This is a genomic window from Streptomyces yokosukanensis, from assembly GCF_001514035.1.
Taxonomy (GTDB): domain Bacteria; phylum Actinomycetota; class Actinomycetes; order Streptomycetales; family Streptomycetaceae; genus Streptomyces; species Streptomyces yokosukanensis.
On the sequence record NZ_KQ948211.1, the window covers coordinates 1 to 25,984 of the forward strand.

The following is a 25,984-nucleotide window of genomic DNA, read 5'->3' on the forward strand; positions in this document are numbered from 1 at the left end:
ACGTCACGAGGTACATCGTCCCGATCGTCTTGTGGTCGGTGGTCGTCAGCCACTTCACCACAACATTGCCGGGCTGCTTGCGCCGGACCGGCTGCTCGTCCGCGTACAAGCCTTCAGCAGCCGCGGCACCCTGGGGTTCGTTGAGGATGCTCACAGGTTGTTCGTCTCCCGGTTCTTCTCGTGGCTCGTCTGCGCGATGCCGGCGGGAACGTAACCGGTCTGCCCCTTCTTGGCGAGGTCCTTGAGGTGCGCCTCGTACGCTGCCGGGGAGACGACCTTCACGTTGAAGAGCATCCGGGAGTGGTCGACACCGCAGAGCTCGGCGCACTTGCCGAGGAAGGTGCCCTCATGGTTGGGGGTCACCTGGAACGAGTTGGTGTGGCCCGGGATGACGTCCATCTTCATCAGGAACGGCACCACCCAGAAGGAGTGGATGACGTCACGAGAGGTCAGGACGAAGCGGACCGTCTTGCCCTTGGGAAGCCAGAGCGTCGGACCGGGGTTGCCCGTCTCAGGGTTCTTCGTGGCGGGCGTACCGACGTCGTAGACACCGCCGGCGTTCGCCGGGAAGTCCTTCTTGAACCGGTCCGGAATGGCGTCCAGGTTCTTGTCGGTCTTGGCGTCGCCGGAGACTCCGGGGACATTCTCCACGTAGTTGAAGCCCCAGCTCCACTGGAAGCCGACCACGTTGACCGTGACGTCCGGCTTCTTGGAGAGGTCCAGGAGCTTCGACTCGTCCCGGGCCGTGAAGTAGAAGAGCACCGAGATGATGATGATCGGGACCACCGTGTACAAGGCCTCGATCGGCATGTTGTACCGGGTCTGCGGAGGTACCTCGACCTTGGTGCGGCTGCGCCGGTGGAAGAAAGCACTCCACAGGATCAGGCCCCACACCAGCACGCCGGTGGCCAGCGCGGCAGCCCAGGAGCCCTGCCACAGGGAGAGGATCCGCGGAGCCTCTTCCGTGGTCGGGGTGGGCATGCCAAGGCGGGGGAAGTCCTTGTATGTGCAACCGGTTGCGGTCGCCAGGACCAGGCCCGCGGTCAGTGCCTGCAGCAGCTTCCGCCGCATCGGGCGCCGCGGCGAGCGGTCGGAGCCGTTGGGACTCACGTAGCGCCTTCCCGAGAGTCTCGCCCGCGCGGTCGGCTGCGGCCTTCTCGCTGGTCGGTCGCCGCCCTGCGGCGGGCAGGGGTTTGGATGTTTATGCGGACCAAACCCTAGCCGACGCCCTCCGGGGGTTCGCGGGGAGGGGGGCATACGCGCTAGCGGTCACCCGAAAGCGCCTAGCAGGCCGGGTGGTTTCGGGTGCCTTTGCGACCGCGGCACGGGTCGTGGCCGGTCACGCAGTTCCCCGCGCCCCTGGGGAGTTGCGGCCGACGCACGTCTTACCGTTGCTGTGTGTCCTACTTCGACGCCGCCTCCGCCGCTCCTCTCCATCCCGTCGCCCGACAGGCGCTCTTGGCCTCCCTGGACGACGGGTGGGCGGACCCCGCCCGGCTCTACCGGGAGGGACGCAAGGCACGGATGCTGCTCGACGCCGCCCGCGAGGCGGCCGCCGAGGCCATCGGCTGCCGGGCGGACGAGGTGGTGTTCACGACGTCCGGGACGCGGGCCGTACACAGGGGAATCGCGGGGGCGTTGGCCGGACGGCGGCGGGTCGGAAGTCACCTGATCGTGTCATCCGTCGAACACTCCTCCGTACTCCATTCGGCCGATCTGCTCGAGGCGGAGGGCGGGACCGTCACACAGGTGCCGGTGAACCGGGTGGGTGCCGTGGACCCGACGGGCTACGCGAATGCCCTTCGCCCGGACACCGCGCTCGCCGTGCTCCAGTCGGCCAACCACGAGGTGGGGACCGTGCAGCCGGTGGGCGAGGTGGCCGAGGTCTGCCGGGCCGGCGGGGTGCCGTTGCTGGTGGACGCGGCGCAGTCGCTCGGGTGGGGGCCGGTCGAGGGCGCCTGGTCGCTGCTGGCGGCCAGCGCGCACAAGTGGGGCGGACCGTCCGGGGTCGGACTGCTCGCCGTACGCAAGGGGGTGCGGTTCGCCGCCCAAGGACCGGCCGACGAGCGGGAGTCGGGGCGCGCCCCCGGGTTCGAGAACATCCCGGCGATCGTGGCGGCGGTGGCCTCGCTGCGCGCGGTGCGGGCCGAGGCGGCCCAGGAGGCGGTACGGCTGCGGGAGCTGACGCAGCGGATCCGGGCGCGGGTGCCGGAGCTGGTGCCGGACGTGGAGGTCGTCGGGGACCCCGAGCGGCGGCTGCCCGGGATCGTCACCTTCTCCTGCCTGTACGTCGACGGCGAGGCACTGCTGCACGGGCTGGACCGGGCGGGCTTCTCGGTCTCCTCGGGTTCCTCCTGCACGAGCAGCACGCTGACGCCCAGCCATGTACTGAAGGCGATGGGCGTGCTGAGCGAGGGCAACGTACGGGTGTCCCTGCCGATGGGGGCGGCCGAGGAGGATGTGGAGCGGTTCCTGGCGGTGCTGCCGGGTGCCGTCGCGGGCGTCCGGGAGAGCCTCGACGCACCGGCGCCGGAGACGGCCGCGGGAGCCGGGGAGATCGTCGTCGACTCCCTCGGCAAGCGCTGCCCGATCCCCGTCATCGAACTCGCCAAGGTGTTCGCACAGGTGCCGGTGGGCGGCACGGTCCGGGTCCTCTCCGACGACGAGGCGGCCCGCCTGGACATCCCGGCGTGGTGCGAGATGCGGGGGCAGGAGTACGTCGGGGAGGAACCGGCCCGGAGGGGAACGGCGTACGTGGTACGCCGGGTGAGCTGAGGGGGCGCAGCCCCCGGGCAGCCGCCCGGCGCACACCGCTGCCGGGTCAGGCCAGGTGAGCCCGGACTTCCTCGGCGGCCTCGTCCCCGTACGCCTTGGTGAACCGCTCCATGAAGTGCGCCCGCCGCAGCCGGTACTCCTGCGTCCCGACGGTCTCGATGACGAGCGTCGCCAGCATGCAGCCCACCTGCGCGGCGCGCTCCAGCGAAACGCCCCAGGCCAGTCCGGACAGGAATCCCGCGCGGAAGGCGTCACCGACACCCGTGGGGTCGGCCTTGCGCTCCTCCTCGGCGCAGCCGACCTCGATCGGGTCCTCGCCGACCCGCTCGACGCGCACCCCGCGCGAGCCGAGGGTGGTGACGCGGTGGCCGACCTTGGCGAGGATCTCGGCGTCGCTCCAGCCGGTCTTGGTCTCGATGAGGCCCTTCTCGTACTCGTTGGAGAACAGGTACGTCGCCCCGTCCAGCAGTACGCGGATCTCGTCGCCGTCCATGCGGGCGATCTGCTGGGAGAAGTCGGCGGCGAAGGGGATCGCGCGCGAGCGGCACTCCTCCGTGTGGCGGAGCATCGCCTCGGGGTCGTCGGCGCCGATGAGGACCAGGTCGAGGCCGCCCACCCGGTCGGCGACGGTCTTCAGCTCGATGAGGCGGGCCTCGCTCATCGCTCCGGTGTAGAACGAGCCGATCTGGTTGTGGTCGGCGTCGGTGGTGCACACGAAGCGGGCCGTGTGCAGGGTCTCGGAGATCCGGACGGACTCGGTGTCCACGCCGTGCCGGTCGAGCCAGGCCCGGTACTCGTGGAAGTCGGAGCCGGCGGCACCGACCAGGATCGGCAGCGTGCCGAGCTGGCCCATCCCGAAGGCGATGTTCGCGCCGACGCCGCCGCGGCGCACGTCGAGGTTGTCCACCAGGAAGGAGAGCGAAACCGTGTGCAGCTGGTCCGCGACCAGCTGGTCGGCGAAGCGGCCGGGGAAGGTCATGAGGTGGTCGGTGGCGATGGAGCCGGTGACTGCGATGCGCACGACGGGGATTCTCCTGCGGAAGGCTGGATTGACAGTTCACGCTACCCGGTCGGGCCGTCTGCTCTGTAGGTGGCGAAACTACCCGATAGTAGATCTTTCTTCGCGCCCGACGCGGGCCTACCGTGCCGTCATGACGAACCTCAAGTTCCGCTCCGCCGCTCCGGCCGACCCCGAGGGCGACCTCGCCGCGCTGCGCGGCGACTGCGCCCGGATGGCTCCGCACTGGACGGTTCCCGAGCACACCGAGTCCCGGCCGGTGCCGCCGTCCCTGATCCACGGGGTGACCGTGCCGGACAGGTCCGCGCGGCTGCTGGACGCGATGTCGGACTACGGCGACTGACGCGCCGGGCGCGTTCCGCCGGGAACCGCACGCTCCCCTCCCGCGTCCCATCGCCGTCCCCCACGTGGGGGATGCGGGATACGACCAGCGAGGAGCGATGCGGTGAACACCGAGGGACCCGAGAACCGCGAGCACGCCGAGGGCTCCGAGCACCCGGAGGGAGCAGGGAGCCATGAGGGCCTCGACCGCGTCGAGGACCGCGGGCGGCCCGGGCCGGCGACCGCGGCGGAGGACGGGGCCGACGGCGCCGGGGGCGGCGAGGGCCGGCCCGGCGGGCGGCGGCGGTCGCGGCTCGCCGTCCTGTCCGTCGCCGCCGCCGTGCTGCTGGTCGGGGGCGGTGGCGCCTATCTCGCGGCGAACAGCGGCACGGGCAGCTCCGCGGGCGGCCCCGGAGCGGGCGGCGGGGCCACTCCCCCACCGCTCGCCCTGGACGGCTTCGGCGGCGCGGGCGGCATCGCCCCGGGCGAGCCGGACCCCTACGGCGCGACCTACGTGGCCGGCGGCGAGCTGCCGGACGGGCCCGGCTCCGCGCCGGTGTACGTGCCGAAGGGCGAGGTCGGCAAGGACGCGGTGGCCCGGCTGGCGAAGGCGCTCGGCGTCGACGGCACGCCGGTGGCCGAGGGAGGGATCTGGCGGGTCGGCGGCAAGGACGGCTCCGGGCCGAGCCTCCAGGTGAACCGGGACGCGCCGGGCAGCTGGAGCTTCAACCGGTATGCGCCGGGCACGGACAACTGCAGGAAGGGCGTCCTGTGCACGCATGACCCGATGGGCCCCACCGGCGCCCCGGTGAGCGTGCCGAAGGCGACCGAGGCCGCCGCACCGGTGCTGAAGGCGGCCGGATTGGACGACGCGAAGATCGACGCGGGCCAGGTCATGGGCACCCAGCGGGTGGTCAACGCCGAGCCGGTGGTCGGCGGGCTGCCGACGTACGGCTGGACGACCGGCCTGATCGTGGACCGGCAGGGCGAGCTGGTCGGCGGGCACGGGCTGCTGGGGGTGCCGGTGAAGGGCGATGTGTATCCCGTGCTGAGCGCCGCGAAGACGCTGAAGCTGATGAACGCGGCGCCGAAGGGCGACCACCGGATGGGGATCGGCGGCTGTGCCGCTCCGGTGCCGCTGAAGGACCGGCTGGAGCAGCCCTGCGGCACCTCCACGGCGGGGTCGAAGTCCGCCATGACGGTGCCGAAGCAGGGAGGCGACCGGGCCACCGTGGACAAGGCGGTGTTCGGGCTGGCCGCGCACTCCGTCGCCGGGCGGCAGACGCTGGTGCCGTCCTGGCTGTTCGAGGTGCGCGCGCCGGCGGACCAGGGTGCGTCCACGGTGACGTATCCGGCGGTCGATCCCCGGTACCTGGCGTCGGCGGCGGCTCCCTCCGGCGGGCCGAGCAGGGCGCCGAAGCCGCACTCCGTGAAGGTGACCGGCTACTCGGCCGACGGCCGGGAGCTGACCGTGAGCTTCTTCGGCGGGGTGTGCGCCGACTACCGGGCGACGGCCGAGGAGAGCGCCGAGCGGGTGACGGTCACGGTCACCGAGACGCCCTGGCCGGACAAGGTGTGCGTGCTGATCGCCAAGGAGTACGTGAAGACCGTACGGCTGGCCGCGCCGCTGCACGCTCGGACGGTGGTCGGTGCCGACGGCGCGCGGATCCCGCGGGCCGAGCCCGGCGCGTTGCGTCCGGACGCCTCACCGCAGGCCCGTTAGCCGCGCAGACGGCGAAGGAGCCGTTCGGCGTACGACGAAGGCGGCGGCCCCCCGTACAGGGGGCCGCCGCCTCTCTCGGTCCGCCGGGCCGCGGGGGCCGGCGGCTCAGCTGAAGGAGTCGCCGCAGGCGCAGGAACCGGTCGCGTTCGGGTTGTCGATCGTGAAGCCCTGCTTCTCGATGGTGTCCACGAAGTCGACGGTGGCGCCGCCCAGGTACGGAGCGCTCATCCGGTCCGTGACGACCTTGACGCCGCCGAAGTCCTTCTCCACGTCTCCGTCGAGCGAGCGCTCGTCGAAGAAGAGCTGGTAGCGCAGGCCGGAGCAGCCGCCGGGCTGGACGGCGACACGCAGCGCGAGGTCGTCGCGCCCTTCCTGGTCGAGCAGGGCCTTGACCTTGGCCGCGGCGGCGTCGGTCAGGATGATGCCGTCGGTGACGGTGGTGGTCTCGTCCGATACGGACATCTACATCTCTCCCGGGTTGTACGGAGACTGCTTGCCGACGAGTGCAACCGTCGCTTCCGCGGATTCATTCCGGGCCGGGCAGTCGCGTTGTCGCGTGATGCTTGCCTCTTCATGCTCGCACATGGCTCACGACGCCGACAGCGTCCCGCGGGGGACCCGGGCGGGATTCACGTCACATCGACGCTATGGCCATCGTCAAAGTGACGTGAACCAGTTATGATAGATAGCGTCAGTTAGACGAAAAGTAGAAAGGGTGCGTGTCGTGACCACCGCCCAGACCCCGGAGCTCGACGTGCAGCCGACTCCGCTCGCCCTGCTGCTGCTCGGCCGTGAGGCCGACCCGAAGAGCGAGCGGGGCGTCGAGTGCCCCGGTGACCTGCCCTCGCCGTCCGACCCGGACCTGGTCGAGCGTGCCCGCGCGGCCAAGGAGAAGCTCGGCGACAAGGTCTTCGTGCTCGGCCACCACTACCAGCGCGACGAGGTCATCCAGTTCGCGGACGTCACGGGCGACTCCTTCAAGCTGGCCCGGGACGCGGCCGCTCGCCCGGAGGCCGAGTACATCGTCTTCTGCGGTGTGCACTTCATGGCCGAGTCGGCGGACATCCTCACCTCCGGCGACCAGAAGGTCGTCCTGCCCGACCTCGCCGCCGGCTGTTCGATGGCCGACATGGCGACCGCCGAGCAGGTCGCGGAGTGCTGGGACGTCCTGACCGAGGCGGGCATCGCCGAGCAGGTGGTGCCGGTCTCGTACATGAACTCCTCGGCCGACATCAAGGCGTTCACCGGCAGGCACGGCGGCACGATCTGCACCTCGTCCAATGCCGAGCGCGCGCTGGAGTGGGCCTTCGAGCAGGGCGAGAAGGTGCTGTTCCTGCCCGACCAGCACCTCGGCCGCAACACCGCGGTCCGGGACATGGGCATGTCCCTGGACGACTGCGTGGTCTACAACCCGCACAAGCCGAACGGCGGGCTGAGCACGGACGAGCTGCGGGCCGCCAAGATGATCCTGTGGCGGGGCCACTGCTCGGTGCACGGCCGCTTCAGCCTGGAGTCGGTCGACGACGTCCGTGCGCGCATCCCGGGCGTGAACGTCCTGGTCCACCCCGAGTGCAGGCACGAGGTCGTGGCCGCGGCGGACTACGTCGGCTCCACCGAGTACATCATCAAGGCGCTGGAGGCGGCCCCGGCCGGCTCCAAGTGGGCCATCGGCACCGAGCTGAACCTGGTCCGCCGCCTGGCGAACCGTTTCGCTCCCGAGGGCAAGGAGATCGTCTTCCTCGACCGGACGGTCTGCTTCTGCTCGACCATGAACCGCATCGACCTGCCCCATCTGGTCTGGGCCCTGGAGTCCCTGGCCGAGGGCAACCTGGTCAACCGGATCGAGGTCGACGAGGAGACGGAGGCGTTCGCCAAGCTGGCGCTGGAGCGGATGCTCGCCCTTCCGTAGGACGCGCGAAAGGGCCGGGTCCCGTGTGCGGGACCCGGCCCTTCGCCATGCCGTGGGGCAGGACTGCCGAAGCGGTCAGACTCCGGCCGGCTCCGGCAGCTTCTCCGCCTTCGCCTCCTTCTTCGCCGCCCGCTTCCTCGCGCGGCGCTCCTTGCGCAGCTCCAGCATCGCGTAGAGCGTCGGGACGAGGAGGAGCGTCAGCAGGGTGGAGGTGATCAGACCGCCGATCACGACCACCGCGAGCGGCTGGGCGATGAAGCCGCCCTCGCCGGTGACGCCCAGCGCCATCGGCAGCAGGGCGAAGACCGTCGCCAGGGCCGTCATGAGGATCGGGCGCAGACGGTGCCGGCCGCCCTCGATCACGGCCTCGACCACGCCGTAGCCCTGTCGGCGGTACTGGTTGATCAGATCGATCAGCACGATCGCGTTGGTCACCACGATGCCGATCAGCATCAGCATGCCGATCATCGCCGGGACGCCCATCGGGGTGCCGGTGGCGACCAGCAGGCCGATCGCGCCGGTCGCCGCGAACGGGATCGACACCAGCAGGATCAGGGGCTGGGCGAGCGAGCGGAACGTCGCGACCAGGAGCATGAAGACGATCGCGATCGCCGCCAGCATGGCCAGGCCCAGGTTCTTGAACGCGTCGTTCTGGTCGGAGGTGACACCGCCGATCTCGGCAGTGGCACCCGCCGGCAGCTTCAGCGCCTTGATCTTCGACTGGAGCTTGGTGCTGACCGCGCCCGTGTTGTCACCGGTCGGCTTGGCCGTGACCGTCGCGGCACGCTGCCCGTCGATCCGGGTCAGCGACACCGGGCCGTCCACGAGCTGCACCGTGGCGATGTCACCGAGCTTCACCGGGCCGACACGCAGGTTCTTCAGCTGAGCCAGGGTCGTGGCGGGCTTGGCGGAGCGCACCACGACATCGCGCTCGGTGTCGTCGAGGGTCGCCTTCGCCGCCGTCGTACCGCGCACCGCCTGGGCGACCACCGCGCCCAGCTTCTGGTCGTCGAAACCGGCGGCCGCCGCCTTGGCGCCCGCCTTGACCGAGATCCGCGGCACGCTGGTGGCGAGGTCGCTGGTGACGTCCGTGACGCCGTCGAGGCCCGCGACGGTGGAGCGGACCTGCTCCGAGGCCGTGCGCAGGGCCTGCGGGTCGGAGGCCTTGACCACGACGCTCAGGTCCTGGTTGCCGAAGCCGTCACCGGCCGACACGGTGGTCGTACCGATGCCCTGGAGCTTCTTCAGCCCGTCCTCGAGATGCTTTTGGACGTCGTCGTACGAATTCGAGTCCTTCAGCATGATCTGGTACGACGCCTGGTTGGTGTCGGTGCCGCCGCCGAAGGCCGCCATGAAGCCGGAGGAGCCGACGGTGACCTGGTAGTCCTTGACGCCCTCGGTGGCGGCGATCAGCTGCTCGACCCGCTTCGCCTGCCTGTCCGTCTCGGCGAGGCTGGTGCCGGGCTTCAGCTCCTGCTTGACGGTGAGGACCTCCTGCTCGCCCTGGTCGAAGAAGTTCGTCTTCAGCAGGCCGCCCATGCCGAACGTGACCACGAGGACCACGATCGCGATCAGCACACTAGTGAGACGGCGGCGCGTGGCGAAGCGCAGAACGGGGACGTAGAAGCGCTGGAGGCGGCTGTTCGCCTCCTTCTCCTCGGCCCGCCGGCGGGCCTCGGCCGCGTCCTCGGGGGTGCCCTTCGGGGCGCGCAGGAACCAGTACGCCAGGACCGGCACGACCGTCAGCGACACCAGCAGGGAGGCCAGCAGGGCCGCCGTCACCGTGATGCTGAACGAGCCGAACAGGGCGCCCACCATGCCGCCGACCAGCCCGATCGGCAGGAACACGGCGACCGTGGTGAGGGTGGAGGAGGTGACCGCGCCGGCGACCTCGCGCACCGCGTTCAGGATCGCGTCCCCCCGCTCCTCGCCGTAGCCGAGGTGCCGCTTGATGTTCTCCAGCACAACGATCGAGTCGTCGACGACACGGCCGATGGCGATGGTCAGCGCACCGAGCGTGAGCATGTTCAGCGACAGGCCGCGCGTCCACAGCACGATCAGGGCGAGGACGACGGACAGCGGGATGGACACGGCCGTGACCAGCGTCGAACGGATCGACGCGAGGAAGACCAGGATGACCAGGACCGCGAAGAGCAGACCCAGCGCGCCCTCCGTCGTCAGGCCCTTGATGGACTTGGAGACGGCCGGGCCCTGGTCGCTGACGACCGTGAGCTTCGCGCCGGAGCCGAGCTGCGTGCGCAGCTCGGGCAGCTTGTCCTTGACCGCGTCGGAGATGCTGACCGCGCTGCCGTCGTGGTCCATCGTCACGTTGACGGCGAGGCTGGGCCTGCCGTCGGTGCGGGTGATGGAGTCGGCCGGGGCCGGCTGCTCCTTGACGGTGGCCACGTCACCGAGACGTACGGGCTTGCCGCCGCTCTCGCCCGTGACCATCAGGTCCTGGATCTGCCGCAGCGAGGTGAAGCCGCCGCCGACCTGGACGGTGCGGTTGGCGCCGTTCTCGTCGAAGGAGCCGGCCGGGACGGTCGCGCCGCCCGCCTGCAGGGCCTGGCCGAGCGCGGCGGAGGTGAGACCCGCCCGAGCGAGCCCGGCGTCGTCCGGGGTGACCGTGACCTGTACATCGCGGACGCCGGTGACCTGGACGCGGCCGACGCCGGCGATGTCCTTCAGGGTCGGTACGACGGTCTTGTCCAGCTGGTCGGCGAGGGCCTGCTGGTCCTTGCCGGAGGTGACGGCGAGGACCACGGTCGGCATGTCGTCCGTGGAGCCGGAGACGACCTGCGGGTCGACGGCGTCCGGCAGCTGGTTGCGGGCCCGGTTCACGGCCTGCTGGACGTCGGAGACGATCTGCTTGGTGTCGTTGCCGTAGTCGAAGGACGCCATGATCACGGCGTTGCCCTCACTGGCGGTCGAGGTGACGCCCTTGACGCCGGAGACGCCCTGGAGGTTGGTCTCGATCGGCTCGACGACCTGCTTCTCGACCACATCGGGCGAGGCACCCTGGTACGGCGCGATCACCGACACCATGGGCAGGTTGATGGTGGGCAGCAGCTGCTGCTTGATCTGGGGTATCGCGATCAGCCCGAAGACGAGCGCGACGAGCGACATCAGGCCTATGAGGGCCCGTTGCCGGAGGCTGAATCTCGACAGCCAGGACATGGATCAGGGTCTCTCTTCTGTGAGCGGCAGACCCTTTCACCTTGAACCATCACGGAGAGCCGAACCGTAGGCCCAGGGTCCATTTCCTTATCCGAGCCCTACTCCGCCCGCAGTACGCCGGGGTGGAGAACGGAGTACACCGCGGGTGGGCACGGGTGGAGATCAGTCCGTGCGCGGCCGGACCAGCCCCGACTCGTACGCGATCACCACGAGCTGTGCCCGGTCGCGCGCGCCCAGCTTGGCCATGGCCCGGTTGACGTGCGTCTTCACCGTCAGCGGGCTGACCGACAGCCGCTCGGCGATCTCGTCGTTGGAGTGGCCGCCCGCGACCTGGACGAGCACCTCGCGCTCCCGGCCGGTGAGGGCGCCGAGCCGCGCCGAGCGCGCCGGGTCACGGTCGTCGCCGTCGCCCTGGGCGAGGAAGCGCGCGATCAGCCCCTTGGTGGCGGTCGGCGACAGCAGGGCCTCGCCGCCCGCCGCGACCCGGATGGCGTTCAGCAGTTCCTCCGGCTCGCTGCCCTTGCCGAGGAAGCCGGAGGCGCCCGCGCGCAGGGCCTGGACCACGTAGTCGTCGACCTCGAACGTGGTCAGGATGACCACGCGGACCTGGGCGAGGGACGGCTCCTCGCTGATCATCCGGGTCGCGGCGAGCCCGTCGGTGCCCGGCATCCGAATGTCCATGAGGACGACGTCCGCGCGCTGCTCCTGCGCCAGGCGAAACGCTTCGGCGCCGTCGGAGGCCTCGCCCACCACCTCCATGTCGGGCTCGGAGTCGACCAGCACCCGGAACGCGCTGCGCAGCAGGGCCTGGTCGTCTGCGAGCAGGACACGGATCGTCATGCGGACTCCCCCGGGGCCGTCGTACGGGTCTTGAGGGGCAGGATCGCATGGACGCGGAAACCGCCGCCGTAGCGGGGCCCTGTGGTGAGGGTGCCGCCGAGGGCGGTGACCCGCTCACGCATGCCGAGCAGCCCGTGGCCGCCGCCGGCCCCGGGCACACCCGCCGCGCCCGCGCCGTCGTCCACCACGGTGACCTCGACGTTCGGTCCGACGCGTACGACGCTGACCTCGGCCCCGGCCCCGGCCCCCGCGTGCTTCTGCACATTGGTCAGCGCCTCCTGGACGATCCGGTAGGCGGCCAGGTCGACGGCGGCGGGCAGGTCGCCGCCCTGGCCGGCACGGGCCACGGCGACCGGCAGGCCCGCGTTGCGGAAGGTGGCGGCCAGCTCCTCCAGACGGTTCAGGCCGGGCGCGGGCTCGGTCGGGGCCTCGGGGTCGCCGGACTGGCGGAGCAGGCCGACGGTGGCGCGCAGTTCGTCGAGGGCGGAGCGGCTCGCCTCACGGACATGGGCCAGCGCCTCCTTGGCCTGGTCGGGCCGCTTGTCCATGACGTGTGCGGCCACACCTGCCTGCACGTTCACCAGGGCGATGTGATGGGCGACGACGTCGTGCAGATCCCGGGCGATGCGCAGCCGCTCCTCGGCGACCCGGCGGCGCGCCTCCTCCTCACGGGTGCGCTCGGCCCTCTCGGCCCGCTCCCGGATGGCCTGGACGACCGCGCGGCGGCTGCGTACGGCGTCCCCGGCGGTGGCGCCGATGCCGGTCCAGGCGAGCACGCCGAGGTTCTCCTGCGCGTACCAGGGCAGCGGGCCGCCGAGCATGGCGGCGGCCGTCAGCACGGTCATGGTGAGCAGACCGACGCGCCAGGTGGTGGTGCGGTCGGTGGTCGAGGCGACGGTGTACAGGGCGACCACGGCGGCCATCGTGACCGGGGCGCGCGGGTCGCCGGTGACGCACTCGATCACGGCGAAGGTGCCGGTGACGGTGAGGACCGTCTTCGAGGCGCGGCGGCGCAGGACGAGGGCGGCCGCGGCCAGGACCATGAGGAGGAGGCTGAGGGGGGCGGGGGTGCGGACGCCCCAGGTGACGCCGCTGTTGCCGTGCGGGGTCACGAAGGATCCCGCGACCATGCACACCAGCACACCCGCGGCGAGGGCCGCGTCCAGAGCCCAGGGATGTGCCGTGAGGCTGCAGCGGGCGCGGTCGAGAGTGCTCACGAGAAGGAACACTACGGGGGCTTTGCAACGGCCTGTACCGGTGATCGCCCGAGCCGTGCGATCTGGTCCGCCGCCGCTCTGGCACTGGTCTCGGGCGCCGTCGGCAGCACCGGGGACCCGGTCGTCACCGTCACCGTCGCGCAGAGCGGCGCCGACGCCTCCGCGCACTCCGAGGGCTAGGCCGACCTCACCCTGAAGGTGACCGGTCTCGGCGGCAAGACCGCCACGGCCACCCTGCACCACGCGGCCTCCCCGGCCGTCCAGCACTCCGCCGACGCCTATCTGACCGGCGCCTCGGACACCTCCGCCGCCGTGGACGTCGGCGGCGGCCATGTCGTCGTCGGCAACGACGAGGACGACACCCTGCGCCTGTACGACGGTTCGGCCTCGGGCGCGCCGGTGAAGACCTGGGACCTGGGCGGCGCGCTGGGCGCCGACAAGGAGGTCGACATCGAGGGCGCGGGCCGCGTCGGGAACACGATCTACTGGACCGGTTCGCCGGGCAACAACAAGGACGGCGTGTACAAGGCCGACCGGAACACCGTCTTCACCACGCCCCTCTCCGGCTCGGGCGCCGCCACCCGGCTCGCCTTCGGCACGGCCGGGAACCGGCTGCGGGACGACCTGGTGGCCTGGGACGAGGCGAACGGCGACCGCTACGGGTTCGCCGCCGGTACGGCCGACGGCCAGATCCCGAAGGAGATCAACGGCTTCGACGTGGAGGGGCTGGAGTTCGCGCCGGGTTCCGACACCACCGCGTACGTCGGCTTCCGGGCTCCCCTCGCGCCGCCGCAGAACGGCGGCAAGGCGCTGATCGCTCACCCACCCGCAGTGGCAAGAAGTCCCGCACCACCTGGTTCACGCTGAACTACCCCCGAGCGCTCCCCCGGGCCGGGCCGTGGGGCCGTACGACCGGCTCGGGGCCCGGTTCAGCCCGGGATCAGCCCGTCGTCGCTGAGCATCTCCCGGACCTGTGCCAGCGTCGCGTCCGGCGACGGGAGGATCAGATCCGAGGGTTCCAGCGCGTCGTCCGGCAGCGAGGCGCCGAGCCGGCGGACGGAGTCGAGGAGGGCGCCGAGGGTGCGGCGAAAGCCCTCCTCGTCTCCGCCCTCCATCTGCTCCAGCAGCTCGTCGTCCAGCTTGTTCAGCTCGGCGAGGTGGGAGTCGTCCAGCCTCACCTGGCCCTCCCCCATGATCCGTACGATCACGTCGGCCTCCTCGGCTCGGGTCCCGGCGCCGGGCTACTGCTTGTCGAAGCGCGGGGTGTCCTGCGGCTGCTGCTGGGTCTGCCCCTGGCCGGTGCCGCCCTCGATGGCCTGCTGCGGGGCGCCGCCGGCCAGCTCGGCCTTCATGCGCTGCAGCTCCAGCTCTACATCCGTACCACCGGAGAGCCGGTCCAGCTCGGCCGCGATGTCGTCCTTCGCCGTACCCGTCGGGTCGTCCAGGGCGCCGGAGGCGAGCAGTTCGTCGATGGCTCCGGCGCGGGCCTGGAGCTGCTGCGTCTTGTCCTCGGCACGCTGGATGGCCAGGCCGACGTCGCCCATCTCCTCGGAGATGCCGGTGAAGGCCTCGCCGATCCGGGTCTGGGCCTGGGCGGCGGTGTAGGTGGCCTTGATGGTCTCCTTCTTCGTACGGAACGCGTCCACCTTGGCCTGCAGGCGCTGGGCCGCCAGGGTGAGCTTCTCCTCCTCGCCCTGCAGGGTCGTGTGCTGCGTCTCCAGGTCGGTGACCTGCTGCTGGAGGGCGGCGCGCCGGGACAGCGCCTCGCGGGCGAGGTCCTCGCGGCCGAGCGCGAGCGCCTTGCGGCCCTGGTCCTCCAGCTTGGTGGACTGCTGCTGCAACTGGTTGAGCTGGAGTTCCAGGCGCTTGCGGCTGGTCGCCACGTCGGCGACCCCGCGACGCACCTTCTGCAGCAGCTCCAGCTGCTTCTGGTACGAGTAATCCAGGGTCTCGCGCGGGTCCTCGGCCCGGTCAAGGGCCTTGTTCGCCTTCGCGCGGAAGATCATCCCCATACGCTTCATGACACCGCTCATGGGCTTCGCGCGCCCCCTTCTGACGGACTCCAGCTCACAGATCCTGCGACAGGACCACAGTACGGGCCCTGACTCCATTACCGCACTGTTCGGGGAGTGATGCGGTCATCCCCAAGGACGACTGCCGACGACATCGATCCGGCGTGAGGAGTAGGTGGTCCTCCGGGTGAGCCTTTCCGGGCCGGCCGCGGTCTCCTCGGTGACCGCCGGGTGAAGCGTCTGCAACGTCCCCTCTGTCCCCCTACGACGTCCGGTGTTGCCGGATCGTTCCCCGCCGGGCTGGGGTCCATGCCCGTGCAGCGCTTACCCTTGGGTTTTGTGTTCCGTAGCCGTGCCAAGGAAGAGAAGGCTCCCACCGACAAGACGCCGGTGGAGCTTTCCAAGCAGCCCCGTGACCCGCAGGCCCCGAAGGGCAGGCCCACGCCCAAGCGCAGTGAGGCCCAGTCCCAGCGGCGCAGCGTGGCCAACACGCCGACCACCCGCAAGGAGGCCGCGAAGCGCCAGCGCGAGGACCGGCGCCAGGCCCTGAACCGGCAGCGCCAGGCACTGGCCACCGGTGACGAGCGCTATATGCCCGCCCGGGACAAGGGCCCGGTCCGCAAGTTCGCCCGCGACTGGGTGGACTCGCGGTTCAACGTGGCGGAGTTCTTCCTGCCGCTCGCCGTCGTGATCCTCGTGCTGAGCGTGGTGCGGGTACCGGCGATCCAGTCGATCGCGCTGCTGATGTGGCTCGTGGTGATCGTGCTGATCGTGCTGGACGCGGCGTTCAGCGGGTTCCGGCTGAAGAAGCGGCTCAAGGAGCGCTTCCCGGACCAGAACACGCGCGGCGCGGTCGCCTACGCCCTGATGCGGTCCCTCCAGATGCGCCGGCTCCGGCTGCCGAAGCCGCAGGTCAAGCGCGGAGAGCGGCTCTGAGCGCAGACGCTTTCACCGGGGGCGCGGCGCAGGCCTGGCTGACCAAGCTGGGCGGACTGCGCGATGTCGTACGCCAGGAACTGGTGGCTCGCCAGCTGGACGAGCAGATAGCCGGGCGGTTCCCGGTCGGGCAGCGGCTGCGCGTGCTCGACGTGGGAATGGGCCAGGGCACGCAGGCGCTGCGGCTGGCCCGGCTCGGCCATCAGGTGACCGGGGTCGAGCAGGATCCGACGATGATCGCCACCGCGCGCGAGGCGCTGGCCGCGCAGCCGGAGGGCATCCGCGAGCGGGTGCGGCTGGTGCAGGGCGACGGACGCGACACCGGGGTGCACTTCCTGCCGGGCAGTTTCGACGTGGTGCTGTGCCACGGCGTGCTGATGTACGTCGAGGAGCCCGATCCGCTGCTGGCGGGGCTGGCCCGGATGCTCGCCCCCGGCGGGCTGCTCTCCCTCCTCGTGCGCAACGCCGACGCGCTCGCCCTGCGGCCGGGCCTGTCCGGCGACTGGCCGGGCGCCCTGGCCGCCTTCGACACCACCGCCTACCGCAACCGCCTCGGGCTGGACGTCCGCGCCGACCGGCTGTCGGCGCTCACCGGCACGCTCGCCGGGATCGCCGCCCCGCTGCACGCCTGGTACGGCGTGCGGGTCTTCACGGACACGGCCGCGGACGACGCACCGATCCCGGACGACCTCCAGACGCTGCTGGCCGCCGAGGAACGGGCGGGGCGCACCGATCCCTACCGGGGGACCGCGGCACTGCTGCACCTGTGCGGCGTCCGGGGCTGAGCCCGTTCGGGGGTACACCACGGGCCCGCCCGTCACCGTCCGGTGAGACTCGGGGCATGGACGCTTCCCGTACCCGTGCCCCCGGCAAGGCGGTGCCCGCCGCGGCGGTGATGTGCTGCGCCGTCCTCGCCGCCGGCTGCTCGCCCACCTCCGCTCCGGGGGCGCGGGACACCGGCACCACGACGACCGCGCAGGCGGCCGTGCCGATGACCGCGGCCGATCTGCAGAACCAGTACCAGAAGATCATCAAACAGGTCCTGCCCTCGGTCGTGCAGATCCAGGCGAGCCACGAACTGGGCTCCGGGGTGGTGTACGACGACAGCGGCCACATCGTCACCAACGCGCACGTGCTCGAGTCCGAGAAGTCCTTCAAGGTGACCACGGCCAACAGCGAGGAGCCGCTCACCGCCAGTCTGGTGTACGCCTACCCCGAGCAGGACCTGGCCGTGATCAAGCTGAACAAGATGCCGGCCGGACTGAAGGCGGCGAAGTTCGGCGACTCCGAGAAGGTGGAGGTCGGCCAGATCGTGCTGGCCATGGGCTCGCCGCTCGGGCTGTCGTCCAGCGTGACCCAGGGCATCGTCTCGGCGACCGGGCGGACCGTCAGCGAGGCGGGCGGGGGGACGGGCGCGACGATCGCGAACATGGTGCAGACCTCGGCCGCGATCAACCCCGGCAACAGCGGCGGCGGCCTGGTCGACCTGGACGGGCAGGTCATCGGCATCCCGACGCTCGGCGCCGCCGACCCCCAGCTCGGGGGCAGCGCGGCACCCGGCATCGGGTTCGCGATCCCGGCGTCGTTGGTGAAGACGATCGCCGACCAGATCATCAAGCAGGGCAAGGTCGTCGACTCGGGGCGGGCCGCGCTCGGCATCACCGGGCGCACCGTCGTGGACGAGCGCTACCAGCCCACCGGGGTGGCCGTGGTCACCGTCAAGAGCGGCGGCGCGGCCGGCAGGGCGGGCCTGAGGCCGGGCGACATCATCACCAAGCTCGACGACGAGTCGATCTCGACCATCACCTCGCTGTCGCAGGCACTGGCGGCGGACAAGCCGGGCCAGCGGGCGACGGTGACGTACCAGCGCAACGGTGTCGAGAAGACGGTGAAGGTGACGCTGAGCCAGCAGTGAGAAGGGGGTACGACCGGACCCGGCCGCACCCCCGGGGGCTCAGCTCTCCGCGGCGGCCTGCAGGCTCATCGGCCCGTAGATCTCGGTGCCCTCCTCGAAGAGCCGGACCTGTTCGACGCCACCGTCCAGCAGCGCCCGCCACTCCTCGCCGATCCAGGACTCGGCATCCCCCTGCGTGGTGAACTCCTCGGGCTGCACCGGGGGCTGGACCTCCGTCCCGTCGGCCTTCTCGAACCGCCACGTCCACGCCGTCATCTGGACCTCCTTTGATCCCACACCTGCTGGAAGACTAGCCGGAAGCGCACGACCTGATCAGAGGGGCGAAAATCGATTCCGTGGAAGTGACTCTGCTCGGTACCGGCGCCCCGGCCGGACTGCCCCGCCCCGACTGCCCCTGCGCCGCCTGCGCGACCGCGCTCGGACCGGACGCCCGGGCGGCCACGGCCGTGCTGGTGGACGGCACGCTGCTGCTCGACCTGACGCCGGGCGTGGCGTTCGCCGCGGCGCGGGCCGGGCATTCGCTGGGCGGGGTACGGCAGGTGCTGCTGTCGCATCCGCACGACGGACCGGCGGTGGAGGTGCCGGCCGGGCTGCCGCAGCCCGGCCGGGTGCCGGACGGGCGGGAGCTGGCGCTGCTGACGGGGCATCGGGTGCGGGCCGTGGCGATGGACGCGGGCGGCACCGGGTACGCGGTGACCGGGCCGGACGGGCAGCGGCTGCTGTATCTGCCCCCGGGCGGGGCGCCGGCCGGTCTGGAGGCGGCGCCGGCGGAGTCGTACCACCTGGTTCTCGCCGACGTGGTGGGGCGCCCGGACGCGCTGGCCCGGCTGCGGGCGGTCGGTTCCGCCGGCCCCACGACGGACGTCGTCGCCGTCCATCTCGACCACGACGTGCCGCCCGGCGCGGAGTTGCGGCGCCGGCTGGCCGCCGCCGGGGCGCGGGCCGTGCCGGACGGTACGACGCTGGCGGTCGGCGCGTACGAGGAGGTGCCGGACGTGCCGCGCCGGACGCTGGTGCTGGGCGGGGCCCGCTCGGGCAAGTCGGTGGAGGCCGAGCGGCGGCTCGCGTCCTTCCCGGACGTGCTGTACGTGGCGACGGGCGGGACGCGCGGCGGGGACACCGAGTGGGCGCAGCGGGTGGCCGTGCACCGGGAGCGGCGGCCGGGGTCGTGGCGTACGGCGGAGACGACGGACCTGGTGCCGCTGCTGCGCGAGGACGGGCCGCCGTTGCTGATCGACTGTCTGTCGCTGTGGCTGACGGACGTCATGGACCGCGTGGGGGCGTGGGACGACGCGGAGTGGGCGGGCGGCGGTGAGAAGTCCCTGCGGGAGCGGGTGCGGGAGCTGGCCGAGGCGGTGCGCCGCACTCGGCGGACCGTGGTCGCCGTGTCCAACGAGGTGGGGTCGGGGATCGTGCCGGCGACCGCGTCCGGGCGGCGGTACCGGGATGAACTGGGCCGGTTGAACGCGGTGTTCGCCGACGAGTGCGAGCAGGTGCTGCTGATCGTCGCCGGGCAGGCGTCGGTGCTGCGGGGGTGACGCGGGTCCGCTCGCCTTCCGGCGCCGGCGAGGCGCGGGCACGCACGGCGCGCGCGGTCAGCGGACGGGTTTGCGGGCCACGATCCGATACGCGTTGGAGAACCGTGTGTGGCGCAGCAGCGGCGCCAGGACGTGGTCGAGGGCCGACACCGGATCCCGCAGGGGCGCCGCGGCGAACCTCAGCAGGGCATAGGGGGCCGAGGCCAGGGCGAGGGCGCCCGAGAGGTCGTAGGGGATGTGCGGGCCGCTGCGGTCGGTCACGAGGATCGCGCAGCCCAGCGCCTCCAACTCCGCGCGCAGGTTGCGCAGCGGCACCAGGTGCAGATGGCGGGGCTGGCCGTAGGGGAGCCATCGTCTGCCGAGCAGGGTGGCGAACGCACAGCGCGGGTCGGCGACTTCGACGATCAGGTGGCCGCCGGGGCGCAGCACCGTCAGGGCCGCGCGGAGTTCGGCGCGCGGGTCGGGCGCGTGCTCCAGATGGCGGAACATGCTGAGCACGTCGTAGCGGGCGCGCAGCCGGGCCGTCGTCGCGGGGGCGGCGAGGTAGCCGCGGTGGGCCTCCTCGACCCGCTCCTCCAGCTGCGCCTGCTCCACCCGGGCCGTGGGGTCCAGGCCGTCGAAGCTCGTGTACGGGAAGAACTCCTTCGCCGCCTCGGGGAATCGGGCGTGGCCCGTGCCCACGTCCAGCCAGCTCTCGGGTTCGCCCAGCGCCGACAGCTTGTGGGCGGTGGCGCGGTGCCGGCGGCGGACCGCGTCGGCGGACAGCACCCGGGCGGTGAACTCCTCCAGTTGCCGTTCGTAGACGTCCCGGTGGAAGAAGGCGAACCCCTCCGCCGTGAGCCGGGGGTTCTGGAAGGTGTGGGCGCAGTCCCGGCACTGTTCGACGACGAACCTGCCCGGCCGGTGCCGCAGCGGGTCACGCATCCGTGCCCGGGTGCGCAGCCGTGCGGAGCCGCACCAGGGGCAGTTCTCGCGACGCGGTTCGAGGAGCGGGTCGCAGGACCGCTGGGCGTACCCCCCGTGGGGGAGGTTCTTCGGGGTGACGGGCGAGGTCGGCATGGGCGGCTCCCTGAGCGACATTCCGCTGCAAACCGGAACGTAAGGGATCCTGATCTTGGGTGCAAAGACGTCGCCGGTACATGGTGACCGTGTGGCGCGGAAGCGTTCGTTCTCTGCCGGTACTGTTCGGCGAATGAGCAGGCTTAATCTGGACGACTTCACCGATCTGATCGAGCGCCCGGACGGGGGCGTGCGCCGTGACGCCGAGGCCCGGCGGGAGCGCCAGAACGTGCCGCCCGGGGCGCTGGGCCGCCTCGACGAGCTGGGTGAGTGGCTGGCCGCCGCGCAGAGCGCCGTACCGGTACGTCCCATCGATCGGCCCCGGGTGATCCTCTTCGCCGGTGACCACGGCGTCGCCGAGCTGGGTGTCTCGGCGCGGCCCGCGGGCGGTGCGCGGGAGCTGGTGCGGGCGGTGCTGGAGGGCGCGAGCCCGGTGTCCGTGCTCGCCCGGCGGCAGGAGGTGCCGGTACGGATCGTGGACATGGCCCTGGACTGCGCTCCGGACGCCTTCCCCGAGGACGTCGTACGGCACCGGGTGCGGCGCGGCAGCGGCCGTATCGACATCGAGGACGCGCTCACCCTGGACGAGGCCGAGGCGGCGCTGCGCGCGGGCATCGCCGTCGCCGACGAGGAGGCCGACTCGGGTACGGATCTGGTGGTGCTCGGCGACATCAGCGTGGGCGGCACCACGGCCGCGGCGGTGCTGATCGCCGCGCTGTGCGGGACCGACGCCTCGGTGGTGACCGGGCGGGGCGGGCTCGCGATCGACGACCTGGCGTGGATGCGCAAGTGCGCCGCGATCCGGGACGCGCTCAGGCGGGCGCGGCCGGTGCTCGGGGACCAGTTGCAGCTGCTCGCGACCGTGGGCGGGGCGGACCTCGCGGCCATGACCGGGTTCCTGCTGCAGTGCGCGGTGCGGAAGCTGCCGGTGATCCTGGACGGCGTCGTGGCCGCCGCGTGCGCGCTGGTCGGGCAGCGGATCGCGTTCCGGGCGCCGGACTGGTGGCTGGCCGGGCACGACAGCGGGGAGCCGGGGCAGGCGAAGGCGCTGGACCGGATGGCCCTGGAACCGCTGCTGGAGCAGGGGGTGCAGATCGGCGAGGGCGCGGGGGCCGTGCTGGCGCTTCCGCTGGTGCGGAGCGCTGCCGCGCTGGCCGCCGAGCTGCCCGAGAGGCCGGAGCCGGAGAAGGAGCCGGAGAGCGAGCCGCGGAACGAGCCGGAGAAGAGGCCGGAAGAGCCGACGGAGTAGTCGGGTTTCGGCCGGTTCGGCGCAGCCGGACTCCGCCGTACCGGCCGAGTGCCGGCGCGGCGGAGCGGGGAGAACCCCCGGCGGAAAAGTGTGGTTCGCCAGGGCGGCGCCCATATGATCCTGACCCATGGGAGATGCCCGAATTGCCGTGCCGCAGGAAGCCGAACCGGGGCGTCCGGGCGAGGAGGGGCGGCGGTCCACCGGGGCCTCCCGGCGGGCCGCCGCCTTCGCTGTCTGGTACCTGCGGACCGTCGCCTTCATCAACTTCCTCAGCGCGGTCTGGGTCTCGCTCGGCCAGGACGTGCGCCGGCACAACCAGGACGACTTCTTCACGCCGTACCTGCTGACGGCCGGTTTCGCCTCGGGTGTGTTCACCGCGTTCCTGGCGATCACCATGCGGCGCAGGAAGCGGGCCGCCTGGATCCTCAATCTCGTGCTCAGCGGGGCCTTCCTCGCCCTGTTCGCGTTCGCCATGATCTTCCCGGAGCTGCGGCGGTACCCGCAGAACTGGATCTCCCTGGGGCTCACGGCCGCCTTCGTCGGCACGCTGGTCGTGGGCCGCCGCGAGTTCTACGCGAAGGGCGACCGGTCCAACCCCCGGCTCGCGGCGACGGTCGCGGTCGGCGGCGGGCTGGTCGCGAGCCTGCTGGCCGCGCTGCTGGTGACGGTCACCAACCAGGCGCCGGACGCGGCCCGTTCGACCCTTGTGGAGCGCTGGCACTACGGCAATCTGCGTCTGGTGTCCGTGTCGGCCGACGAGTCCAGCTTCCCTGGGATCGCCCCGCCGAACTGGGCCAACGTCACGATCAACGTGCTCAGCACGGTTCTCGTCCTCGCCGTGTTCTACGCCGCCTTCCGCTCCCGGCGCGCCGTCGACCCGATCACCGAGGAGGACGGGAAGCAGCTGCGGACCCTGCTGGAGCGGCACGGCGAGCGGGACTCGCTGGGCTACTTCGCGCTGCGCCGCGAGAAGAGCGTGGTGTGGTCGCCCACGGGCAAGGCGGCCGTCGCCTACCGGGTGGTCGGCGGGGTGAGCCTCGCGTCCGGGGATCCGCTCGGGGATCCGGAGGCCTGGCCCGGCGCGATCGCGCCATGGCTGGCCGAGGCACGGGCGCACGGGTGGATCCCGGCGGTGATGGGGGCGAGCGAGGAGGCCGGGACGGTCTACGCCCGGCACGGCCTCGACGCCCTGGAACTCGGCGACGAGGCGATCGTCGAGGTCGCCGACTTCACGCTGGAGGGCCGGGCGATGCGGACGGTCCGGCAGGCGTACAACCGGGTGAAGCGGGCCGGGTACCAGGTGCGGATCCGGCGGCACGAGGACATCTCGGCGGACGAGATGGCGTATCTCGTCGAACGCGCCGACGACTGGCGGGACGGGGCGACCGAGCGCGGCTTCAGCATGGCGCTCGGCCGGCTCGGGGACCCCGAGGACGGGCGGTGCGTGATGCTGGAGTGCACGGACGCCGAGGGCCGGCTGCGCGCCCTGCTGTCGTTCGTGCCCTGGGGGCCGCACGGGCTGTCCCTGGATCTGATGCGCCGCGACCGGGACTCCGACAACGGGCTGATGGAGTTCATGGTCATCGAACTGCTGCGCCGGGCGGGCGAGATCGAGATCACCCAGGTCTCACTCAACTTCGCGATGTTCCGATCGGTCTTTGAACGTGGCGCGCGCCTCGGTGCCGGACCGGTGCTGAGGTTGTGGCGGTCGCTGCTCAGCTTCTTCTCCCGCTGGTGGCAGATCGAGTCGCTGTACCGCGCCAACGCCAAGTACCGACCCATCTGGGAACCGCGGTTCCTGCTCTTCGAGAAGAGCGCGGACCTCCCGCGCATCGGCCTCTCCTCGGCCCGCGCGGAAGGCTTTCTGGAGGCGCCGGGTCTGCCGAAGTGGCTGCATCGCAGGCACCTGGACACGCACCGATGAGGAACGCAGATGAGAACCCTCGCCCGCTGGGCCCGTGAGGAGTGGGGGCTGCTGTACGTCACCGCGCGGGAGGCCCTGCTGAAGCGGCGCCTGCAGGCGGTACCGATGACGGTCGGGGCGGTGTGTCTGACGGCTCTGCTGCAGTTCGTGCAGAACCGGTCGTGGGGCTATCAGTTCGTGCAGAACATGGGCGCCGTACGGGCCGAGGACCCGCTGTGGCTGGCCCTGCTGCGCACTCCGCTGTCGCTGTTCGTACCGGCGCTGGACCTGCCGGTGTGGGGCGCCCTGGTGCAGATCCTGCTGGTGTTCGGCATCGCCGAGGTGTGCATCGGCTGGTGGCGGACGCTGGTCATCGCGTACGTCGCCACGCTCGCCGGGACCCTGTACGCGCGCATCGGCATCTCGCTCGGCGCGCACGCCCCGTTCGGGCTGCCGTGGACGGACGCGCAGGTGGTGGACACCGGTCCGTCGGCGGCCGTGGTGGGGCTCGCCGTGTACGTGGCGTGGCGCTACGGCGCCTACGCGACGGCGGGTGCGGTGACCGTCGCCATGGTGGCCGAGGTGCTGGTCAAGGAGAACCTGGCGGGCAAGGAGCATCTGGCCGCGCTGATGGCGGTGGGGGTGCTGTGCCTGGCGGTGGCGGTGCGGCACCGCCACGGGCGCGGACTGCGGCTCCGGGTGCGGCGGGCGTACGGCCGTCTGTCGCGGCGCGGTCAGCGGCGGCCGGGCAGCCGGACCGGGCGCGGGTCGGGCTTGCCGCCGATCCAGTCCTGAAGGGCGCGGCGCGGCCGGGCCCAGCGGCGGTCGTGGCGGTAGGCGCGCAGGGCGGCGCGGGCGCGGGCGCGGGGGCGGCGGCCGTAGAAGCGGCGGGCCCACGCGGAGCCGGGGCGGGCCAGCCGGACGGCCCCGAACAGCGCGACCAGCGGCACGACCGCCCCGAAGACCGCGATGCGCGTCTTGCCCTTGCTCAGGGCGATGAGCGCGAAGAGGAAGTTCATGGCGATGGCGGTGAGCGCCCCGCCGCGGTCCTGCAGTTCCTGCTGGGTCAGGTCGTTGACGCCGAACGGGGAGAACCCGGCGAGCAGCAGCAGGACGAGCGCGGCGGTGAGCACGACGACCTCGACGCTCTTGCGGCCCTCTTCGGTCCAGTAGACGTCGTCCAGATGCAGGATCAGGGCGAACTCGTCCAGGACCAGGCCGGCGCCGATCCCGAACACGACGGCGGCGAGGGCCCCGCCCGCGCCGTGCCGGTCGCTGGCGACCGCGCCGAAGCCGCCGACGACGGTGAGGACGACCCCGGGCACCACATGGTGGATGTGCAGTCCGCCCGCCTTGACGTTGCGGAACGGGCCCTTGCCGGCCCGGATCAGACGGACGATCACGCGGGTGACGACGAACGTGAGCACGAAGGCGGCGAGCGCGAGCAGCAGCGGGAGCTTGCCCGGCTCGACGATGTTCCGCTCCCACCAGTGCCCCATATGCGCACCTTATCCTCGGGTGCGGCGGGCGGCTCCGCGACCGCCGGGTAACCTTCGCCGGTGCCCAAGACCTCCCCTCACGACGGCCTCCGCTTCGCCTTCGGCACCCTCACCGTGCTGCCCGTCCGGGTGCACCGCTGGGACCGGCAGGCCGCACGCGGCGGGATGCTGAGCGCGCCCGTGGCCGGGCTGGTCGTCGGCGTCTGCGCGGCCGGACTCGCACTGGTCCTGCTCCTTCTGGGCGCCGGTCCCCTGCTCGCCGCCGTCGCCTCCGTCGCCGTACCCGCGGCGCTGACCCGCGGGCTGCACCTCGACGGGCTCGCCGACACCGCCGACGGGCTGGGCAGCGGCAAGTCCGCCGAGGAAGCGCTCACGATCATGAAGCAGTCGGACATCGGGCCGTTCGGCGTGCTCACCCTCGTCCTCACGCTCCTGGCCCAGGTCGCGGTGCTGGCGCAGCTCTACGGCGATTCCTGGGCCCGGGGTGCCGCGGCGGCCGTGACCTCGGCGGTCACGGCCCGCCTCGCCCTCACCCTGGCCGCCCGCGCCGATGTCCCGGCGGCCCGCCCGGAGGGTCTGGGCGCGGCGGTCGCCGGGGTGGTCCCGATGCCGGGCGCACTGGCCGCGGCAGCCGCCGTCACACTGGCGGCGGGGGCCGGGGGCACGCCTTTCGGCGGCTACGGCGCGCTCCGCGGGGCGGCGGCGGTGCTGCTGGCCGTGGCGGCCGCGGAACTCCTGCTCCGGCGGTGCGTACGCCGGTTCGGCGGGGTGACGGGGGATGTCTTCGGGGCGCTGGAGGAGACGGCGGCGACGGCCGCGCTGGTCGTCCTGGCCCTCGGCGGCTAGGGCCTGTCCGATGGGTCCGGCCGGGTGTCGGGGCGGTGCCTTCTCGG

At 72.1% G+C, this 25,984-nt stretch carries 23 protein-coding genes and 1 pseudogene; 13 read left to right on the top strand and 11 right to left on the bottom strand.

Features of this window, described 5'->3' with window-relative positions:
- Nucleotides 1-150 precede the first annotated feature (150 nt).
- The gene (ctaC, locus tag AQI95_RS15515; RefSeq protein ID WP_067123198.1) at nt 151-1,110 is read right to left on the bottom strand and encodes an aa3-type cytochrome oxidase subunit II; all 960 of its coding nucleotides are present in this window, start codon (nt 1,108-1,110) and stop codon (nt 151-153) included.
- 288 nt (nt 1,111-1,398) lie between these two features.
- Between ctaC and AQI95_RS15520 the strand changes: the two genes are divergently transcribed.
- Entirely contained in the window at nt 1,399-2,775 is a 1,377-nt protein-coding gene (locus AQI95_RS15520; RefSeq protein WP_067123201.1) for a cysteine desulfurase/sulfurtransferase TusA family protein, read from the top strand.
- Nucleotides 2,776-2,821: 46 nt separating this feature from the next.
- Here the strand turns inward: AQI95_RS15520 and AQI95_RS15525 are convergent, their stop codons facing one another.
- Nucleotides 2,822-3,796 (bottom strand): carbohydrate kinase family protein, encoded by a 975-nt coding sequence (locus AQI95_RS15525; protein ID WP_067123204.1) that lies wholly within the window; start codon nt 3,794-3,796, stop codon nt 2,822-2,824.
- A 130-nt stretch (nt 3,797-3,926) separates the two neighbouring features.
- On the opposite strand from AQI95_RS15525, the gene AQI95_RS15530 reads away from it, so the two are divergent.
- Both AQI95_RS15530 and AQI95_RS15535 read left to right on the top strand, forming a co-directional pair.
- A complete protein-coding gene (locus AQI95_RS15530; protein ID WP_067123207.1) occupies nt 3,927-4,136 on the top strand; it encodes a hypothetical protein in 210 nt (69 codons plus the stop codon).
- 102 nt (nt 4,137-4,238) lie between these two features.
- Nucleotides 4,239-5,837: a hypothetical protein gene (locus tag AQI95_RS15535; protein ID WP_067123210.1), complete on the top strand. Its 1,599-nt coding sequence runs from the start codon at nt 4,239-4,241 to the stop codon at nt 5,835-5,837.
- Nucleotides 5,838-5,942: 105 nt separating this feature from the next.
- Here AQI95_RS15535 and AQI95_RS15540 read toward each other — a convergent pair whose 3' ends face one another.
- Complete coding sequence (locus tag AQI95_RS15540; protein ID WP_023551351.1) at nt 5,943-6,299, bottom strand: iron-sulfur cluster assembly accessory protein; 357 nt, start codon at nt 6,297-6,299, stop codon at nt 5,943-5,945.
- Between the two features lie 262 nt (nt 6,300-6,561).
- Between AQI95_RS15540 and nadA the strand changes: the two genes are divergently transcribed.
- The gene (nadA, locus tag AQI95_RS15545) at nt 6,562-7,746 is read left to right on the top strand and encodes a quinolinate synthase NadA (protein WP_067124031.1); all 1,185 of its coding nucleotides are present in this window, start codon (nt 6,562-6,564) and stop codon (nt 7,744-7,746) included.
- Between the two features lie 75 nt (nt 7,747-7,821).
- On the opposite strand, the gene AQI95_RS15550 is transcribed toward nadA, so the two are convergent.
- From AQI95_RS15550 to AQI95_RS15560, 3 genes are all read right to left on the bottom strand, one after another.
- Complete coding sequence (locus AQI95_RS15550; RefSeq protein WP_067123212.1) at nt 7,822-10,923, bottom strand: efflux RND transporter permease subunit; 3,102 nt, start codon at nt 10,921-10,923, stop codon at nt 7,822-7,824.
- Between the two features lie 162 nt (nt 10,924-11,085).
- Nucleotides 11,086-11,763: a response regulator gene (locus tag AQI95_RS15555; protein ID WP_067123215.1), complete on the bottom strand. Its 678-nt coding sequence runs from the start codon at nt 11,761-11,763 to the stop codon at nt 11,086-11,088.
- Nucleotides 11,760-12,980 carry a sensor histidine kinase gene (locus AQI95_RS15560; RefSeq protein ID WP_067123219.1) on the bottom strand — a complete coding sequence of 407 codons (1,221 nt, stop codon included), beginning with the start codon at nt 12,978-12,980 and terminating at the stop codon, nt 11,760-11,762. The genes AQI95_RS15555 and AQI95_RS15560 overlap by 4 nt, the downstream gene beginning before the upstream one ends.
- 60 nt (nt 12,981-13,040) lie before the next feature.
- Here AQI95_RS15560 and AQI95_RS15570 point away from each other — a divergent pair.
- Nucleotides 13,041-13,796, top strand: a pseudogene (locus AQI95_RS15570) (hypothetical protein); the annotation flags it as partial.
- A 113-nt stretch (nt 13,797-13,909) separates the two neighbouring features.
- Here the strand turns inward: AQI95_RS15570 and pspAA are convergent.
- Both pspAA and AQI95_RS15580 read right to left on the bottom strand, forming a co-directional pair.
- Nucleotides 13,910-14,188, bottom strand: a complete 279-nt coding sequence (gene pspAA, locus AQI95_RS15575) for a PspA-associated protein PspAA (protein WP_067123228.1) — start codon at nt 14,186-14,188, stop codon at nt 13,910-13,912.
- A 33-nt stretch (nt 14,189-14,221) separates the two neighbouring features.
- Nucleotides 14,222-15,013: a PspA/IM30 family protein gene (locus AQI95_RS15580; protein ID WP_079071279.1), complete on the bottom strand. Its 792-nt coding sequence runs from the start codon at nt 15,011-15,013 to the stop codon at nt 14,222-14,224.
- 288 nt (nt 15,014-15,301) lie between these two features.
- Here AQI95_RS15580 and AQI95_RS15585 point away from each other — a divergent pair, with 288 nt between their 5' ends.
- From AQI95_RS15585 to AQI95_RS15595, 3 genes are all read left to right on the top strand, one after another.
- Nucleotides 15,302-15,928 carry a DUF3043 domain-containing protein gene (locus AQI95_RS15585; protein ID WP_208614184.1) on the top strand — a complete coding sequence of 209 codons (627 nt, stop codon included), beginning with the start codon at nt 15,302-15,304 and terminating at the stop codon, nt 15,926-15,928.
- A gap of 83 nt (nt 15,929-16,011) precedes the next feature.
- Nucleotides 16,012-16,713 (top strand): class I SAM-dependent methyltransferase, encoded by a 702-nt coding sequence (locus AQI95_RS15590; protein WP_067123237.1) that lies wholly within the window; start codon nt 16,012-16,014, stop codon nt 16,711-16,713.
- A gap of 56 nt (nt 16,714-16,769) precedes the next feature.
- Entirely contained in the window at nt 16,770-17,843 is a 1,074-nt protein-coding gene (locus AQI95_RS15595) for a S1C family serine protease (RefSeq protein ID WP_067123240.1), read from the top strand.
- Nucleotides 17,844-17,882: 39 nt separating this feature from the next.
- Here AQI95_RS15595 and AQI95_RS15600 read toward each other — a convergent pair whose 3' ends face one another.
- On the bottom strand, nt 17,883-18,098 hold the full coding sequence (locus AQI95_RS15600; RefSeq protein ID WP_067123243.1) for a hypothetical protein: 216 nt from the start codon (nt 18,096-18,098) through the stop codon (nt 17,883-17,885).
- Between the two features lie 80 nt (nt 18,099-18,178).
- Between AQI95_RS15600 and AQI95_RS15605 the strand changes: the two genes are divergently transcribed.
- Nucleotides 18,179-19,381 carry a bifunctional adenosylcobinamide kinase/adenosylcobinamide-phosphate guanylyltransferase gene (locus AQI95_RS15605; RefSeq protein ID WP_067123247.1) on the top strand — a complete coding sequence of 401 codons (1,203 nt, stop codon included), beginning with the start codon at nt 18,179-18,181 and terminating at the stop codon, nt 19,379-19,381.
- A gap of 57 nt (nt 19,382-19,438) precedes the next feature.
- On the opposite strand, the gene AQI95_RS15610 is transcribed toward AQI95_RS15605, so the two are convergent.
- Nucleotides 19,439-20,440, bottom strand: a complete 1,002-nt coding sequence (locus AQI95_RS15610) for a class I SAM-dependent methyltransferase (RefSeq protein ID WP_067123250.1) — start codon at nt 20,438-20,440, stop codon at nt 19,439-19,441.
- A 133-nt stretch (nt 20,441-20,573) separates the two neighbouring features.
- Here AQI95_RS15610 and cobT point away from each other — a divergent pair, with 133 nt between their 5' ends.
- From cobT to AQI95_RS48325, 3 genes are all read left to right on the top strand, one after another.
- Complete coding sequence (gene cobT / locus AQI95_RS15615; RefSeq protein WP_067123253.1) at nt 20,574-21,689, top strand: nicotinate-nucleotide--dimethylbenzimidazole phosphoribosyltransferase; 1,116 nt, start codon at nt 20,574-20,576, stop codon at nt 21,687-21,689.
- A 127-nt stretch (nt 21,690-21,816) separates the two neighbouring features.
- Nucleotides 21,817-23,613 carry a phosphatidylglycerol lysyltransferase domain-containing protein gene (locus AQI95_RS15620; protein ID WP_067123256.1) on the top strand — a complete coding sequence of 599 codons (1,797 nt, stop codon included), beginning with the start codon at nt 21,817-21,819 and terminating at the stop codon, nt 23,611-23,613.
- A gap of 9 nt (nt 23,614-23,622) precedes the next feature.
- Entirely contained in the window at nt 23,623-24,387 is a 765-nt protein-coding gene (locus AQI95_RS48325) for a hypothetical protein (protein ID WP_067123259.1), read from the top strand.
- Here AQI95_RS48325 and AQI95_RS15630 read toward each other — a convergent pair.
- On the bottom strand, nt 24,327-25,091 hold the full coding sequence (locus AQI95_RS15630; RefSeq protein WP_067123263.1) for a hypothetical protein: 765 nt from the start codon (nt 25,089-25,091) through the stop codon (nt 24,327-24,329). The genes AQI95_RS48325 and AQI95_RS15630 overlap by 61 nt on opposite strands.
- Before the next feature lie 60 nt (nt 25,092-25,151).
- On the opposite strand from AQI95_RS15630, the gene AQI95_RS15635 reads away from it, so the two are divergent.
- The gene (locus AQI95_RS15635; protein ID WP_067123266.1) at nt 25,152-25,937 is read left to right on the top strand and encodes an adenosylcobinamide-GDP ribazoletransferase; all 786 of its coding nucleotides are present in this window, start codon (nt 25,152-25,154) and stop codon (nt 25,935-25,937) included.
- Nucleotides 25,938-25,984 lie beyond the last annotated feature (47 nt).